Below are 13,993 nucleotides of genomic sequence, written 5' to 3' on the forward strand. Positions count from 1 at the left end.
CGCTACTCGCTCGGTACTCATGACCGCAGCTCCCGTCCGGTCAGGTCGAGGAACACGTCCTCGAGGCTGCGCTGCTCGACGCGCATGTCGGTGGCCAGCACGTTCAGCCGGGCGGCCCAGGCGGTGACGGTGGCCAGCACCTGCGGATCGATGTGCCCCTCCACGAGGTATTCGCCGCTGGCGGCTTCGCTGGCGCGGTAGCCCTCGGGCAGGGCAGAGACCAGCAGTGACAGGTCCAGTTTGGGTGGTGCGGAGAAGCGCAGCTGGTTCTCGGCGCCGCCGCGCATCAGGTCGGCGGGAGTACCGGCAGCCACCGCAGCGCCGTGGTCGATGATCACGATGCGGTCGGCCAGTTGCTCGGCCTCGGTCAGCTGGTGGGTGGTGAGTACGACGGTCACTCCGTCGCGGCGCAGGCCTTCGATCAACTCCCACACCACGATCCGGGCATGGGCGTCCATCCCGGCGGTGGGCTCGTCGAGGAACACGAGCTCGGGACGTCCCACGATGGCGCACGCCAGCGCCAGGCGCTGCTGCTGGCCGCCGGATAGCCTGCGATAGGTGGTGCGCGCGGCTTCGGTGAGGCCGAGGGTGTCCATCAGCCATTGGGGATCCAGCGGGTTGGCCGAGTACGCCGCCACCAGATTGAGCATCTCGCCGGCCTTGGCGGCGGGATAGCCGCCGCCGCCCTGCAGCATCACGCCGATGCGTGCGCGCAGCTTGGCGTTGTCGGCCGTCGGGTCCAGGCCCAGGATGGAGATGCTGCCCGAGTCGGGCTTGTTGAAGCCTTCGCACATTTCGACGGTGGTGGTCTTGCCGGCCCCGTTGGGTCCGAGCAGGGCCAGTACCTCGGCGCGGTGCACCTCGAGGTCCAGGTTGTTCACGGCCTGGATATCGCCGTAGCGCTTGCTGACGCCGCGCAGCAATACGGGCGTCTCTGAAGAACTCACGGGGACTCAGCGTAAGCGTCGGGCCTGGCAGAGGCGCTACCAGGGGCGTCACCGTTATCGGTTTCCGGCAATCCGCGCCACGGCAGGTAGTTGCGGGTCACTGCGATCAGCAGCAGCACGATGACCGTGCTGGCCAGGGTGGCGTCGAGAATCTGGAAGAGCGCGAACCGGTCGCCGTTGGCCGTCGGACCGAAGACGCCGACGACGAACGTCACCACGATGGTGGTGCCGCGGAAGCCCGGCCGAGTGGCCCAGCAGGCCAGCGGGATGATCGCCCAGAGCAGGTACCAGGGCTGCACGACGGGGAACAGCAGAACCGTCGCACCCATGGCGACACCGAGGCCGCCGAGCGGATGCAGTCGGCCGCGCAGCACCGACAGCAGCAGCCAGGTCACCAGCACGCCGATGACGAAGACGCCGATCCCACGGGTCAGCCCGAGGACCGCGGTGGTGTGGTCGCCCAGCCCCAGCAGGATGCCGACCTGCCCGGTGCCGAGCGCGACCAGCGTCGGCGGCGACATCCAGGACCGCACCACGTTCGCGGTGCCGAGGGTGAACAGCCAGCCGAAGCCGAGGCGGCTGGCCCAGCCGATGAGAGCCATGACCGCCAGCGCGACCACACCCAACGGCACACAGGCCTGGAAGAAGGCCCTGACCGTCCCGCCGAGCCGGCGCGCGAGGGCCATGGCCACGAACCCCAGCGCCAGCAGCGACGGCAGCTTGATCTGTGACGACATGGCGATGAGCACCGTGCCGGTGAACAGCATCGCGAGCGGCCACCAGGCGGCCCAGTCCTCGCGGTGCCGTGGCCAGCTCAGCGGCCGGGGGATGAGGGGCCGGCCGGAATCGATGCCCCGCATGGCGAATTCGGTGCCGGCCAGCATCAGCCCGAGCATCGGCGCCTCGTTGTGGATACCGGCGATGAGGTGCATGAACAGCAGCGGATTACACGGTCCTAGCCACAGGGCGCTCACCTCGCCGACGCCGCAGCGACGGGCCAGGCGTGGCGTTGCCCACACGGTGGCCGCGACGCCCAGCAGCACGACCAGCCGGTGCGAGAGCACTCCCGCGACGATGTTGTCGCCCGTCAGCTCGGAGATGCCGCGCCCGATCCATAAGAACAGCGGTCCGTAGGGGGCCGGGGTTTCCCTCCACAGGCTCGGCACCGTCAAAGTGAAGACGTGGCCGAGCCCGAGGCCGGTGGCCGGGCCGACGCGGTATGGGTCCAGGCCGATGCTGGCGATCTGACTCTGCGCCAGGTAGGAGTACACGTCCTTGCTGTACATCGGCGGCGCGATCAGCAGGGGTAAGGCCCACAGCATCAGCGTCTGGTCCAGCTGGCTGCGGGACATGCGGCGTTTGCCCAGCGTGTAGCGCCCCAGCATGAGCCAGGCCAGCGCCATCATGACGGCACCGGTGGTGGTCATGGTCAGCGAGACGGTCTGGATGCGGGACGGCAGGTTCAGCAGGCGCACCCCGAACGTCGGGTCCTGCACGACGGGCCGTGCGCCGGCGCCGAGGGCGCCGATAGCCATCAGTACCGTTCCGGTGGCGCCGAACCGCCGGGTCCGGCGCAGCGAGGCGACCTCGGACGCGTTGAGCGGGGAGGCGACGGGCGGTTCGTCGGCGTGCCAATGCGCGACGGCCGTGCTCAGATGCTGAAGGCGGTCGGGCATCAGAGCAGATTAGCCGTAGGCCAATTCTGGATCGCCCAAGTCCGCGGCGGCGGTGATAAGGGTTACCTTCCTAGATTCGCATTCCGAATTCCGTCACAATGGTGTTGTGAAATTGCCGTCCGAAGCGCTCGGAGCTGTCGGCACCGCGACTGCGGTGACGTCGGCGACGGCCGTCTCAGACGGACACACCCGGTCGGCCATCGTGCAATTGCTGCTGGAAGGCGCGGTTACCGCGACCCAGATCGGTGAGCAGCTCGGCATTTCCGCGGCCGGAGTCCGGCGGCATCTCGATGCGCTGATCGACGCCGGCGACGCGGAATCCAGCGCTGCCGCAGCGTGGCAGCACAACGGCCGCGGCCGGCCCGCGAAGCGGTACCGGCTGACTGCCGCGGGACGCGCCAAGCTCGGCCACACCTACGACGACCTCGCCGCGGCCGCCATGCGCCAGCTGCGCGAGATCGGTGGTGACGACGCCATCCGGACGTTCGCCCGTCGTCGTATCGACTCGATCCTGTCCGGCGTCACCACGACACCGGACATCGCCGATACCGCGGACCAGTTGGCCGCGGCATTGACCCAGGCCGGCTACGCCACCACGACCACTCCGGTGACCGGACCCATCGGCGGGGTGCAGATCTGTCAGCACCACTGCCCGGTCTCGCACGTCGCCGAGGAGTTCCCCGAACTGTGCGACGCCGAACGTGAAGCGTTCGCCGAGGTTCTCGGTACCCACGTCCAACGCCTGGCCACCATCGTGAACGGGGATTGCGCGTGTACGACGCACGTACCGGTCACGCCGGAGCACGCAGTCTCAACGGCTTCTACACCCATCCACACCGCGACCCAAGAAGAAGGAGTGTCGCAATGACGACCACCCCGGAACAGTTGACCCAGGAGGAAACTATTGCCTCCCTGGGAAATTACGACTATGGCTGGTCGGACTCCGATGTTGCGGGGGCCAGTGCTCAGCGTGGTCTGTCCGAGGCCGTGGTGCGGGATATCTCGGCGAAGAAGAGCGAGCCCGAGTGGATGCTCGAAATGCGCCTGAAGGCGCTGCGCACGTTCGACAAGAAGCCGATGCCGAATTGGGGCTCCAACCTTGAGGGCATCCACTTCGACAACATCAAGTACTTCGTGCGCTCCAGCGAGAAGCAGGCCGCAACCTGGGACGACCTGCCGGCCGATATCAAGAACACCTATGACCGGCTCGGCATCCCCGAGGCGGAGAAGCAGCGTCTGGTCTCCGGTGTCGCCGCGCAGTACGAGTCCGAGGTGGTCTACCACTCGATCCGTGAGGACCTCGAGGCACTGGGCGTCATCTTCCTCGACACGGACTCAGCGCTGAAAGCGCACCCGGAGATCTTCAAGAAGTACTTCGGCACTGTCATCCCGGCCGGGGACAACAAGTTCTCCGCACTGAACACCGCGGTGTGGTCGGGTGGTTCGTTCATCTACGTGCCGCCGGGCGTACACGTCGATATCCCGCTGCAGGCCTACTTCCGGATCAACACCGAGAACATGGGCCAGTTCGAGCGGACGCTGATCATCGCCGACGAGGGCTCCTACGTGCACTACGTCGAGGGCTGTACCGCACCGATCTACAAGTCGGATTCGCTGCACTCGGCCGTCGTTGAGATCATCGTCAAGCCCGGTGCGCGGGTTCGGTACACCACCATTCAGAACTGGTCGAATAACGTCTATAACCTGGTCACCAAACGGGCCCGTGCCGAGGCCGGCGCCACCATGGAGTGGATCGACGGCAACATCGGCTCCAAGGTGACGATGAAGTATCCGGCGGTGTGGATGACCGGTGAGCATGCCAAGGGCGAGGTGCTCTCGGTGGCGTTCGCCGGCGAGGGCCAGCATCAGGACACCGGCGCCAAGATGCTGCATCTGGCGCCCAACACGTCGAGCAACATCGTGTCCAAGTCGGTGGCCCGCGGCGGTGGCCGGACGTCCTACCGGGGCCTGGTTCAGGTGAACAAGGGTGCACACGGTTCGCGTTCCAGTGTGAAATGCGATGCGCTGCTGGTTGACTCGATCAGCCGCAGCGACACCTACCCGTACGTCGACATCCGCGAGGACGACGTCACCATGGGCCACGAGGCCACGGTGTCGAAGGTCAGCGAAGATCAGATGTTCTATCTGATGAGCCGCGGACTGACCGAGGACGAGGCCATGGCGATGGTGGTGCGCGGCTTCGTCGAGCCCATCGCCAAGGAACTGCCAATGGAATACGCGCTCGAGCTGAACCGGCTGATCGAGCTGCAGATGGAAGGCGCTGTCGGATAGTGAGTTCGAATTTGACTGAGGCGATGGAGGGCATCGTCGCCAACAAGGGTGAGCTGTTTACGTCCTTTGACGTGACTGCGTTTGAGGTGCCGGGCGGCCGGGACGAGCTCTGGCGGTTCACCCCGCTGAAGCGCCTGCACGGCTTGCACGACGGATCCGCGACCGCCACCGGTAGCGCGCGGCTCGAGGTCGGTGCGCGTGACGGCGTCACCGTCGAGACTGTGGGTCGCGACGACGAGCGGCTGGGCCAGGGTGGGGTGCCCGCGGACCGTGTTGCCGCACAGGCATATTCGTCGTTCACCGAGGCGACCGTGGTGTCCGTCGGTCGTGACGTTCAGGTCGCCGAGCCGATCGAGATCACCATCGCCGGCCCCGGCGAGGGCAAGACTGCGTACGGCCACCTGCAGCTGCGGGTCGCCGAACTCGGTGAGGCCGTCGTGGTCATCGACCAGACCGGCAGCGGAACCTACGCCGACAACATCGAATTCGTCGTCGGTGACTCGGCACGGCTGACTGTCGTGTCGATCGCCGATTGGGCGGACGACGCGGTGAACGTCAGCACCCACCACGCGTCGCTGGGCAAGGACGCGGTGCTGCGGCACGTCGCGGTCACCCTCGGCGGAGACGTGGTGCGACTGACCTCCCGGACCCGCTACCTGGCGCCCGGCGGCGACGCCGAGATGCTCGGCATGTACTTCGCCGACGACGGCCAGCACTTCGAGTCGCGCCTGCTGGTTGACCACGCGCAGCCGAACTGCCGCTCCAACGTGCTGTACAAGGGTGCGCTGCAAGGGGATCCGGATTCGAAGAAGCCCGATGCCCACACGGTGTGGATCGGCGATGTGCTGATCCGGGCCGCGGCCACCGGCACCGACACCTTCGAGGTCAACCGCAACCTCGTGCTTACCGACGGCGCCCGCGCCGACTCGGTGCCCAACCTCGAGATCGAGACCGGCGAGATCGCCGGTGCCGGGCACGCCAGTGCCACCGGACGTTTCGACGACGAGCAGCTGTTCTACCTCCGCGCCCGCGGTATTCCCGAGGACCAGGCTCGCCGCCTGGTGGTCCGGGGCTTCTTCGGCGAGATCATCCAGAAGATCGCCGTGCCGGAAGTCCGTGACCGCCTGACCGCCGCCATCGAACACGAACTTGAACTGACTGAAGGACGCAACAACTCATGACCACACTGGAAATCAAGGACCTGCACGTCTCGGTCACCGCACCCGACGGTGCCGACGTCCCGATCCTCAAGGGTGTCAACCTGACCGTGAAGTCGGGCGAGACCCACGCGGTCATGGGCCCCAACGGTTCCGGCAAGTCGACGTTGTCGTACGCCATCGCCGGCCACCCCAAGTACACCGTCACCTCCGGGTCCATCACCCTCGACGGCGAGGACGTGCTGGAGATGAGCGTGGATGAACGGGCCCGTGCTGGGCTTTTCCTCGCCATGCAGTACCCGGTCGAGGTGCCCGGCGTCTCGATGTCGAACTTCCTGCGCACCGCGGCGACCGCGGTCCGTGGCGAGGCCCCCAAGCTGCGCCACTGGGTCAAAGAGGTCAAGACCGCCATGTCCGAGCTGGACATCGACCCGGCGTTCGGTGAGCGCAGCGTCAACGAAGGTTTCTCCGGTGGTGAGAAGAAGCGCCACGAGATCCTGCAGCTGGGCCTGCTGAAGCCGAAGATCGCCATCCTCGACGAGACCGACTCGGGCCTGGACGTCGACGCGCTGCGCGTGGTGTCCGAGGGTGTCAACCGGTACGCGGAGGCCGAGCACGGCGGCGTCCTGCTGATCACGCACTACACCCGCATCCTGCGCTACATCCGTCCGCAGTTCGTGCACGTCTTCTTCGACGGCCGGATCGTCACGTCCGGTGGGCCGGAGCTGGCCGACGAGCTCGAAGAGCACGGCTACGAGCGCTACACCACCGCGGCTGCCGAGGCCTGACCATGACGGCGTCGGTTGATCTCGACCTGACGCGGATCAGGGCCGACTTCCCGATCCTCAGTCGGGTCATGCGCGGCGGAAACACGTTGGCGTACCTGGATTCCGGGGCCACGTCGCAGAAGCCGCTGCAAGTCCTCGACGCCGAGCGGGCGTTCCTGACCACCTCCAACGGCGCGGTGCACCGCGGTGCGCACCAGCTGATGGAGGAGTCCACCGACGCCTACGAACAAGGGCGCGTGGACATCGCGGCGTTCGTCGGTGCCGACGATGACGAGCTGGTGTTCACCAAGAACGCCACCGAGGCGCTGAACCTGGTGTCGTATGCGGTGGGGGACAGCCGGTTCGACCGCGTGGTCGGGCCGGGGGACGTCATCGTCACCACGGAGCTGGAGCATCACGCCAACCTGATTCCGTGGCAGGAGCTGGCGCGCCGCACCGGCGCCGAGCTGCGCTGGTACGGCGTGACCGATGACGGTCGCATCGACCTGGATTCTCTGCAGCTCGATGATCGGGTGAAAGTCGTTGCTTTCACCCATCATTCGAACGTCACCGGCGCCATCGCGCCGGTCGCCGAACTGGTGTCGCGGGCCAAGGCTGTCGGCGCGTTGACCGTGCTGGACGCCTGCCAGTCGGTGCCGCACCAGCCGATCGACTTCCATGCTCTCGACGTCGACTTCGCGGCGTTCTCGGGTCACAAGATGTTGGGACCCACCGGAATCGGTGTGCTGTACGGCCGTCGTGCGCTGCTGAACGCGTTGCCCCCGTTCCTCACCGGCGGATCGATGATCGAGACCGTCACCATGGAGTCGGTGACCTACGCCCCGGCACCGCAGCGGTTCGAGGCCGGCACCCCGATGACCTCGCAGGTCGTCGGACTGGCCGCTGCCGCACGGTATCTCGACGCAATCGGGATGGCGGCCGTCGAGGCACACGAAGCCGAGTTGGTGGCTGCCACGCTCGACGGACTCGCCCAGATTCCGCAGGTGCGGATTATCGGACCGACCACCACCGAGCACCGCGGTTCGCCCGTGAGTTTTGTGCTGGACGGAGTGCACGCCCACGACGTCGGCCAGATCCTCGACGACGAAGGCATCGCGGTCCGGGTCGGTCATCACTGCGCGGCCCCGCTGCATCGGCGATTCGGTATCGCCGCCACGGCCCGGGCGTCGTTCGCGGTCTACAACACCCTCGGCGAGGTCGACCGATTGGTGGCCGGAGTCAAACGCGCTGTGGAGTTCTTTGCATGAGAATGGAACAGATGTACCAGGAAGTGATCCTGGACCACTACAAGCACCCGCATCACCGCGGGCTGCGCGAGCCGTTCGGCGCGCAGGTGCACCACGTCAACCCGACCTGTGGTGACGAGGTGACGCTGCGGGTGACGCTGTCCGACGACGGCGAGACCATCGCCGACATCTCGTATGACGGCCAGGGCTGCTCGATCAGCCAGGCGTCGACATCGGTGCTGACCGATCAGGTGATCGGCCAGAGCATCGATGAGGCACTCAAAACCGTCGGTGCGTTCACCGAGATGATTTCCTCCCGCGGCAACGTTGAGGGGGATGAGGATGTGCTGGGTGACGGCATCGCGTTCGCCGGTGTCGCCAAGTACCCGGCGCGCGTGAAGTGCGCGCTACTGGGCTGGACCGCGTTCAAGGCCGCGCTCGCCGAGGCGAGTGCCAAAGACACTGCGCTGGCATCGGCCGGCATCACCGTGGAGGACAAGCGATGACCGACGCCACACCAGAAGGCACCACTGCACCCAACGTGGTCGACGATCCCGAACTGCTCGACGCCGTCGAGGAGGCCATGCGCGACGTCGTCGACCCCGAGCTCGGCATCAACGTCGTCGACTTGGGGCTCGTCTACGGCATGACCCTCGAAGAAGGCGACGAAGGCACCGTGGTGAAACTCGACATGACACTGACGTCGGCGGCCTGCCCGTTGACCGACGTGATCGAGGACCAGTCGCGGACGGCCCTCGTGGGCGCGGGCCTGGTCAGCGACCTCAAGCTGAACTGGGTGTGGAACCCGCCGTGGGGCCCGGACAAGATCACCGACGACGGTCGCGAGCAGCTGCGGGCGCTGGGCTTCACCGTCTAGTTCGCGGTTTTCCCGCCTGTGGATAACTTTCAATTCTGAGGCCTCTTCGCGGCATTCTTGTCGGTCGCCTTCTCTAGCTTCCAGCGCAACAGGACCACTTCGGTCCGCTGCGACAGGAAGGCAACACGATGAACGCTGACATCGAACGACTGCGGGCCGCGTGCGAACGCGATCTCGGCGACCCGGCCGGCTGGCCCTCGAAGTTCGGATATCCGAACGCTTATCCAGATTCGCTGGCGCTCTGCATCATTGACGCCATCTACGTCACCGGCGCCCGGCACCTCACCGTCGACAAGATCGTCGAGCGGTACCGCAGCTACCGGGCCGGGCAAGGCGGTGACGCCGATACCGACGGCGCACCCGAGCTGCTCGCGAATGTCGAGGCATTGGGTGGCCCGCAGCGGTGGGCCGCCCAGATCGGTAATCGGCGACCGACGTCCACGAGGAAGGACGCACCGCTGCGATCGGTGGCGCTGACCGAGGTGGCGCAAGCCTTTGTCGCGCTGGGGATCACCACCACCGAGGACCTGCGGGTGGTTGCCGCGGACCCCGAGCTGGCGAAGGAGGCCAAGCGGGCGTGGTGCGCGGTGCCCGGGCAGCGGTCGGGCTTCACTTGGCGCTTCCTGCTGATGCTGGCGGAACTGCCCGGAGCTGATCCGACGGTCGCGGGATACGTCGCGCGCGAGATTGGTGACGACGGCCCGATCGACACGGCGGGGCTCCTCGTCGCGGTGGCGGACGCGGCAGGCTGGCACGCCGATGCGCTGCACCAGGCGATCTGGCGGTTCGAAGCACGCCGCGCGCCGGAGCTGCCGTCGACCGCGTGACAGCGATAACTCGCCGGCAGCCCGGCGGAATCGGTTGAGGCGTCACGGTGTTGCATAGGCTCATGACCGTCGATGCATCTGGACTCTTCGCCCCACTGGCCCTGCGGAACCTGACCGTCCCCAACCGGTTCGCAATGGCTCCCATGACCCGGCAGGCGTCGCCTGGAGGTGTCCCTGGGCCCGACGTGGCGGAGTACTACGCCCGTCGGGCTGCCGGCGGCGTCGGCCTGATCATCACCGAAGGCGTGCGGCTGGGTGACCCGTCGGCGGCCGGCTCGCAGGACATCCCGACCCTTGTCGGTGCCGCAGCGCTCGACGGCTGGCGCAACGTCACGAGCGCGGTGCACCGCCACGGCGCGACCATCGCCGCCCAGTTGTGGCACCAGGGCGCCGAGCGTGGCGACCGCGACGGGGTTGCCCCGGTCAGCCCGTCGGGCGTCAACGGTCTAGGCGAGCAGATCGGCCGGGCGCTGGCGGCCGACGAGCTGCCCGCCGTCGCGCAGTGGTACGCCGAGGCGGCTCGTAACGCCAAGGAGGTTGGCTTCGACGCAGTCGAACTGCACGGCGCGCACGGCTATCTGCTGGACCAATTCCTCTGGACCCGAACGAATCTGCGTACCGACGAATACGGCGGCTCGGTCCTGAACCGCACCCGCTTCCCGGCCGAGGTGGTCGCGGCGGTGCGTGCCGCGGTCGGCCCCGACTACCCGATCATCTACCGGTTCTCGCAGTGGAAGGGCACGGACTACAACGCGACGTTGGTCGACGACCCGATGCAGCTGCAGGAACTGCTCGCACCCCTGGTCGATGCCGGGGTCGACGCGCTGCATCCCTCGACCCGCCGGCACTACGTGCCGGCGTTCCCCGCCGCCGACCCGGCGCTCACGCTGGCCGGCTGGACCAAGAAGGTCACCGGGACGCCCGTCATCGCGGTCGGTTCGGTGGGCCTGCAGACCGCATTCCGGTCCGAGAAGCCCGGCCAGGTCATCGAGCCGGGACCGGTGGACCAGTTGGTGGAACAGTTCGACGCGGGCGAGTTCGACATGATCGCGATCGGCCGGGCACTGCTCGCGGACCCCGGTTGGGTCAACCGCCTGCGCACCGGCACCTTGGACGGGTTCAATGGCTACGACGCGGCCAGTGCGCTGGCACGATTGAGCTGACCAGATACTGGGAACAAGCAGGTATACCGCAACGTTGGGAGAAGCGTGAGCACCAAGGACATCACCGCCGCCGAATTCAACGGCATCATCAGCGACAACGACATCGTGCTGGTGGACTTCTGGGCGTCATGGTGCGGGCCGTGCCGGGCATTCGCTCCGACGTTCACCGCATCGTCTGAGAAGCACCCCGACGTCTTCCACGCCAAGGTCGACACCGAGGCCGAACAGGGTCTGGCCTCCGCGGCCGAGATCCAGGCCATCCCGACCCTCATGGCATTCAAGAAGGGGCAGCTGGTCTTCCGGCACTCGGGCATGCTCGCGGCGAACCAACTCGACGAGGTCATCAGCCAGATCAAGCAGTTCGACGTCGACGCAGCGATGACCAACGACAGCGCGACCACCGATATCTGAGCAATCTGCACTGCCGGCGGGTGTGACATTGCGCACCCGCTAGCGTGCAGGGCGTGAGCGAACAGACCCCACTGGTACTCGTCGACCGTCCGCGCCCCGGCGTCGCACTGGTCACCCTCAACCGCCCGGAGCGGATGAACTCCATGGCCTTCGACGTCATGGTTCCGCTGAAGACGGCGCTCGACGAGGTCAGCCACGACAACGACGTCCGGGCGGTCGTCCTCACCGGCGCCGGGCGGGGATTCTCGTCGGGTGCCGATCACAAGTCGGCCGGCTCGGTGCCGCACGTGGCCGGGCTCACCCGCCCGACGTTCGCGCTGCGCTCCATGGAAGTGCTCGACGACGTCATCCTCGCCCTGCGCAAGCTGCACCAACCGGTGATCGCCGCGGTCAACGGCGCCGCCATCGGTGGTGGCCTGTGCCTGGCGCTGGCGTGCGACATCCGCATCGCCGCCGAGGGCGCCTACTTCCGTGCGGCGGGTATCAACAACGGTCTGACGGCCAGCGAATTGGGCCTGTCGTACCTGCTGCCGAGGGCCATCGGCACGTCGCGGGCGTTCGAGGTGATGCTCACGGGCCGGGACATCGACTCCCAGGAGGCCGAGCGGATCGGTCTGGTGTCACGCACCGTGGCCGACGATCAGCTCCTGCAAACCTGCTTCGACATGGCCGAGCGCATCGGCTCGTTCTCCCGCCCGGGAATTGAATTGACCAAGCGGACTCTCTGGAGTGGACTGGACGCCGGTAGTCTGGAGAGCCATATGCAGGCCGAAGGCCTGGGTCAGCTCTTCATCCGACTGCTCACCGCCAACTTCGAAGAGGCGGTTGCCGCGCGCGCCGAGAAACGACCCGCGGTCTTCACAGACGACAAATAGACCGGTGCCCACGGCCCCGGCACTGACAGCCAAGGAGGCAGCAGCGTGATCACCGCAACGGACCTGGAGGTCCGCGCCGGAGCGCGCACGCTGCTGGCCTTCGAAGGTTCCGCGCTGCGCATCCAGCCGGGGGACCGCATCGGCCTGGTCGGGCGCAACGGTGCCGGCAAGACCACCACGCTGCGCATCCTGGCCGGTGAAAGCCAGCCCTATGCGGGCACGGTCGAGCGCATCGGTGAAATCGGTTACCTGCCACAGGATCCGAAGGAAGGCGATCTGGACGTCCTGGCCCGCGATCGGGTGCTCTCGGCCCGCGGACTGGACACCCTGCTTGCGGACCTCGAGAAGCAGCAGGCCATCATGGCCGAGGTGGTGGACGAGGCCGCCCGCGACAAGGCCGTGCGCCGGTACGGCGTTCTGGAGGAGCGGTTTTCGGCCCTGGGCGGGTATGCCGCCGAGAGCGATGCCGGCCGCATCTGCGCCAGCTTGGGCCTGCCGGACCGGGTGCTGACCCAGCCGTTGCGGACCCTGTCCGGTGGTCAGCGTCGCCGTATCGAACTGGCCCGCATCCTGTTCGCCGCCTCTGAGGGTTCCGGCTCCGACACCACGCTGCTGCTGGACGAGCCGACCAACCACCTCGATGCCGACTCCATCGGCTGGCTGCGGGGCTTCCTGCAGAGCCACACCGGCGGCCTCGTGGTGATCAGCCACGACGTCGAACTCCTCGCCGATGTGGTGAACCGGGTGTGGTTCCTGGATGCCGTGCGCGGCGAAGCCGACGTCTACAACATGGGCTGGCAGAAGTACCTCGACGCGCGCGCCACCGACGAGCAGCGCCGCCGTCGCGAGCGTGCCAACGCCGAGAAGAAGGCCGGCGCGCTGCGCGCGCAGGCCGCCAAGATGGGCGCCAAGGCCACCAAAGCCGTTGCGGCACAGAATATGTTGCGCCGCGCCGAGCGCATGATCGCCGAGCTCGATGCCGAGCGGGTGGCCGACAAGGTCGCCAAGATCAAGTTCCCGACCCCGGCGCCGTGCGGCAAGACCCCGCTGATCGTCAAGGGTCTGACCAAGACCTACGGGTCGCTCGAGATCTTCACCGGCGTGGACCTCGCGATCGACCGCGGTTCGCGCGTCGTCGTGCTGGGCCTCAACGGCGCCGGTAAGACGACGCTGCTGCGCCTGCTGGCGGGCGTGGAGACCGCCGACGCCGGCGGCATCGAACCGGGCTACGGCCTCAAGATCGGGTACTTCGCGCAGGAGCACGACACCCTCGACAACGCGGCGACGGTGTGGGAGAACATCCGGCATGCCGCCCCGGACACGGGCGAGCAGGATCTGCGCGGCCTGTTGGGTGCGTTCATGTTCACCGGTCCGCAATTGGACCAGCCCGCCGGCACGCTGTCCGGTGGTGAGAAGACCCGTCTGGCTCTCGCGGGGCTGGTCGCCTCGACCGCCAATGTGCTGCTGCTCGATGAACCGACCAACAACCTGGACCCGGCGTCGCGCGAGCAGGTGCTCGACGCGCTGCGCAGTTACGCGGGTTCGGTGGTGCTCGTGACACACGATCCGGGGGCAGCCGAAGCGCTCAACCCGCAGCGAGTGCTGCTGTTGCCGGATGCCACCGAGGACTTCTGGTCGGACACCTATCGCGATCTCATCGAATTGGCGTGACCTGATTCACCGAATCGCCCGCGCCGAGCGACTGCTGTTCTTACGCTGAATCCTGTCAGCCCGGCAAACCGCCGGGGGAGAGT

14 protein-coding genes are annotated in these 13,993 nt (G+C 67.2%); 12 read left to right on the plus strand and 2 right to left on the minus strand.

Annotated features, from left to right (window positions below):
* Positions 1–17: 17 nt before the first annotated feature.
* A complete protein-coding gene (locus AC3WTE_RS19130; protein ID WP_492439967.1) occupies positions 18–947 on the minus strand; it encodes an ABC transporter ATP-binding protein in 930 nt (309 codons plus the stop codon).
* A complete protein-coding gene (gene mptB, locus AC3WTE_RS19135; protein ID WP_492439969.1) occupies positions 944–2,623 on the minus strand; it encodes a polyprenol phosphomannose-dependent alpha 1,6 mannosyltransferase MptB in 1,680 nt (559 codons plus the stop codon). The genes AC3WTE_RS19130 and mptB overlap by 4 nt, the downstream gene beginning before the upstream one ends.
* A 112-nt stretch (positions 2,624–2,735) precedes the next feature.
* On the opposite strand from mptB, the gene AC3WTE_RS19140 reads away from it, so the two are divergent.
* From AC3WTE_RS19140 to AC3WTE_RS19195, 12 genes are all read left to right on the plus strand, one after another.
* Positions 2,736–3,491 carry a helix-turn-helix transcriptional regulator gene (locus tag AC3WTE_RS19140; protein ID WP_110789190.1) on the plus strand — a complete coding sequence of 252 codons (756 nt, stop codon included), beginning with the start codon at positions 2,736–2,738 and terminating at the stop codon, positions 3,489–3,491.
* Positions 3,488–4,915 carry a Fe-S cluster assembly protein SufB gene (sufB, locus tag AC3WTE_RS19145; protein ID WP_492439971.1) on the plus strand — a complete coding sequence of 476 codons (1,428 nt, stop codon included), beginning with the start codon at positions 3,488–3,490 and terminating at the stop codon, positions 4,913–4,915. Before AC3WTE_RS19140 ends, sufB begins: the two co-directional genes overlap by 4 nt.
* A gap of 23 nt (positions 4,916–4,938) precedes the next feature.
* Entirely contained in the window at positions 4,939–6,096 is a 1,158-nt protein-coding gene (gene sufD / locus AC3WTE_RS19150; protein ID WP_492440190.1) for a Fe-S cluster assembly protein SufD, read from the plus strand.
* The gene (gene sufC / locus AC3WTE_RS19155; RefSeq protein WP_418002003.1) at positions 6,093–6,860 is read left to right on the plus strand and encodes a Fe-S cluster assembly ATPase SufC; all 768 of its coding nucleotides are present in this window, start codon (positions 6,093–6,095) and stop codon (positions 6,858–6,860) included. Before sufD ends, sufC begins: the two co-directional genes overlap by 4 nt.
* Before the next feature lie 2 nt (positions 6,861–6,862).
* Positions 6,863–8,107, plus strand: coding sequence for a cysteine desulfurase (locus tag AC3WTE_RS19160; protein ID WP_492439973.1), 1,245 nt, complete (start codon positions 6,863–6,865; stop codon positions 8,105–8,107).
* Positions 8,104–8,592, plus strand: coding sequence for a Fe-S cluster assembly sulfur transfer protein SufU (sufU, locus tag AC3WTE_RS19165; protein ID WP_492439975.1), 489 nt, complete (start codon positions 8,104–8,106; stop codon positions 8,590–8,592). Before AC3WTE_RS19160 ends, sufU begins: the two co-directional genes overlap by 4 nt.
* Positions 8,589–8,963, plus strand: a complete 375-nt coding sequence (locus AC3WTE_RS19170) for a metal-sulfur cluster assembly factor (protein WP_492439977.1) — start codon at positions 8,589–8,591, stop codon at positions 8,961–8,963. Before sufU ends, AC3WTE_RS19170 begins: the two co-directional genes overlap by 4 nt.
* Before the next feature lie 128 nt (positions 8,964–9,091).
* Entirely contained in the window at positions 9,092–9,790 is a 699-nt protein-coding gene (locus AC3WTE_RS19175) for a DUF8548 family protein (RefSeq protein WP_492439979.1), read from the plus strand.
* Positions 9,791–9,852: 62 nt separating this feature from the next.
* Positions 9,853–10,953, plus strand: coding sequence for an NADH:flavin oxidoreductase (locus AC3WTE_RS19180; protein WP_492439981.1), 1,101 nt, complete (start codon positions 9,853–9,855; stop codon positions 10,951–10,953).
* A 45-nt stretch (positions 10,954–10,998) separates the two neighbouring features.
* Positions 10,999–11,364, plus strand: coding sequence for a thioredoxin (gene trxA / locus AC3WTE_RS19185; protein WP_492439983.1), 366 nt, complete (start codon positions 10,999–11,001; stop codon positions 11,362–11,364).
* A 44-nt stretch (positions 11,365–11,408) separates the two neighbouring features.
* Positions 11,409–12,239, plus strand: coding sequence for an enoyl-CoA hydratase (locus AC3WTE_RS19190; protein WP_459370028.1), 831 nt, complete (start codon positions 11,409–11,411; stop codon positions 12,237–12,239).
* A 45-nt stretch (positions 12,240–12,284) separates the two neighbouring features.
* Positions 12,285–13,910, plus strand: a complete 1,626-nt coding sequence (locus AC3WTE_RS19195) for an ABC-F family ATP-binding cassette domain-containing protein (RefSeq protein ID WP_492439985.1) — start codon at positions 12,285–12,287, stop codon at positions 13,908–13,910.
* Positions 13,911–13,993: the final 83 nt, after the last annotated feature.

Source organism: Mycobacterium sp. FW102-FHT13B02, from assembly GCF_058790275.1.

Excerpts from the sequence above, each read along its gene's own strand:
- mptB (WP_492439969.1), bottom strand. The coding sequence starts at position 2,623 with ATGCCCGACCGCCTTCAGCATCTGAGCACGGCCGTCGCGCATTGGCAC.
- sufB (WP_492439971.1), top strand. The coding sequence starts at position 3,488 with ATGACGACCACCCCGGAACAGTTGACCCAGGAGGAAACTATTGCCTCC.
- sufD (WP_492440190.1), top strand. The coding sequence starts at position 4,939 with ATGGAGGGCATCGTCGCCAACAAGGGTGAGCTGTTTACGTCCTTTGAC.
- sufC (WP_418002003.1), top strand. The coding sequence starts at position 6,093 with ATGACCACACTGGAAATCAAGGACCTGCACGTCTCGGTCACCGCACCC.
- AC3WTE_RS19160 (WP_492439973.1), top strand. The coding sequence starts at position 6,863 with ATGACGGCGTCGGTTGATCTCGACCTGACGCGGATCAGGGCCGACTTC.
- sufU (WP_492439975.1), top strand. The coding sequence starts at position 8,104 with ATGAGAATGGAACAGATGTACCAGGAAGTGATCCTGGACCACTACAAG.
- AC3WTE_RS19170 (WP_492439977.1), top strand. The coding sequence starts at position 8,589 with ATGACCGACGCCACACCAGAAGGCACCACTGCACCCAACGTGGTCGAC.
- AC3WTE_RS19175 (WP_492439979.1), top strand. The coding sequence starts at position 9,092 with ATGAACGCTGACATCGAACGACTGCGGGCCGCGTGCGAACGCGATCTC.
- AC3WTE_RS19180 (WP_492439981.1), top strand. The coding sequence starts at position 9,853 with ATGACCGTCGATGCATCTGGACTCTTCGCCCCACTGGCCCTGCGGAAC.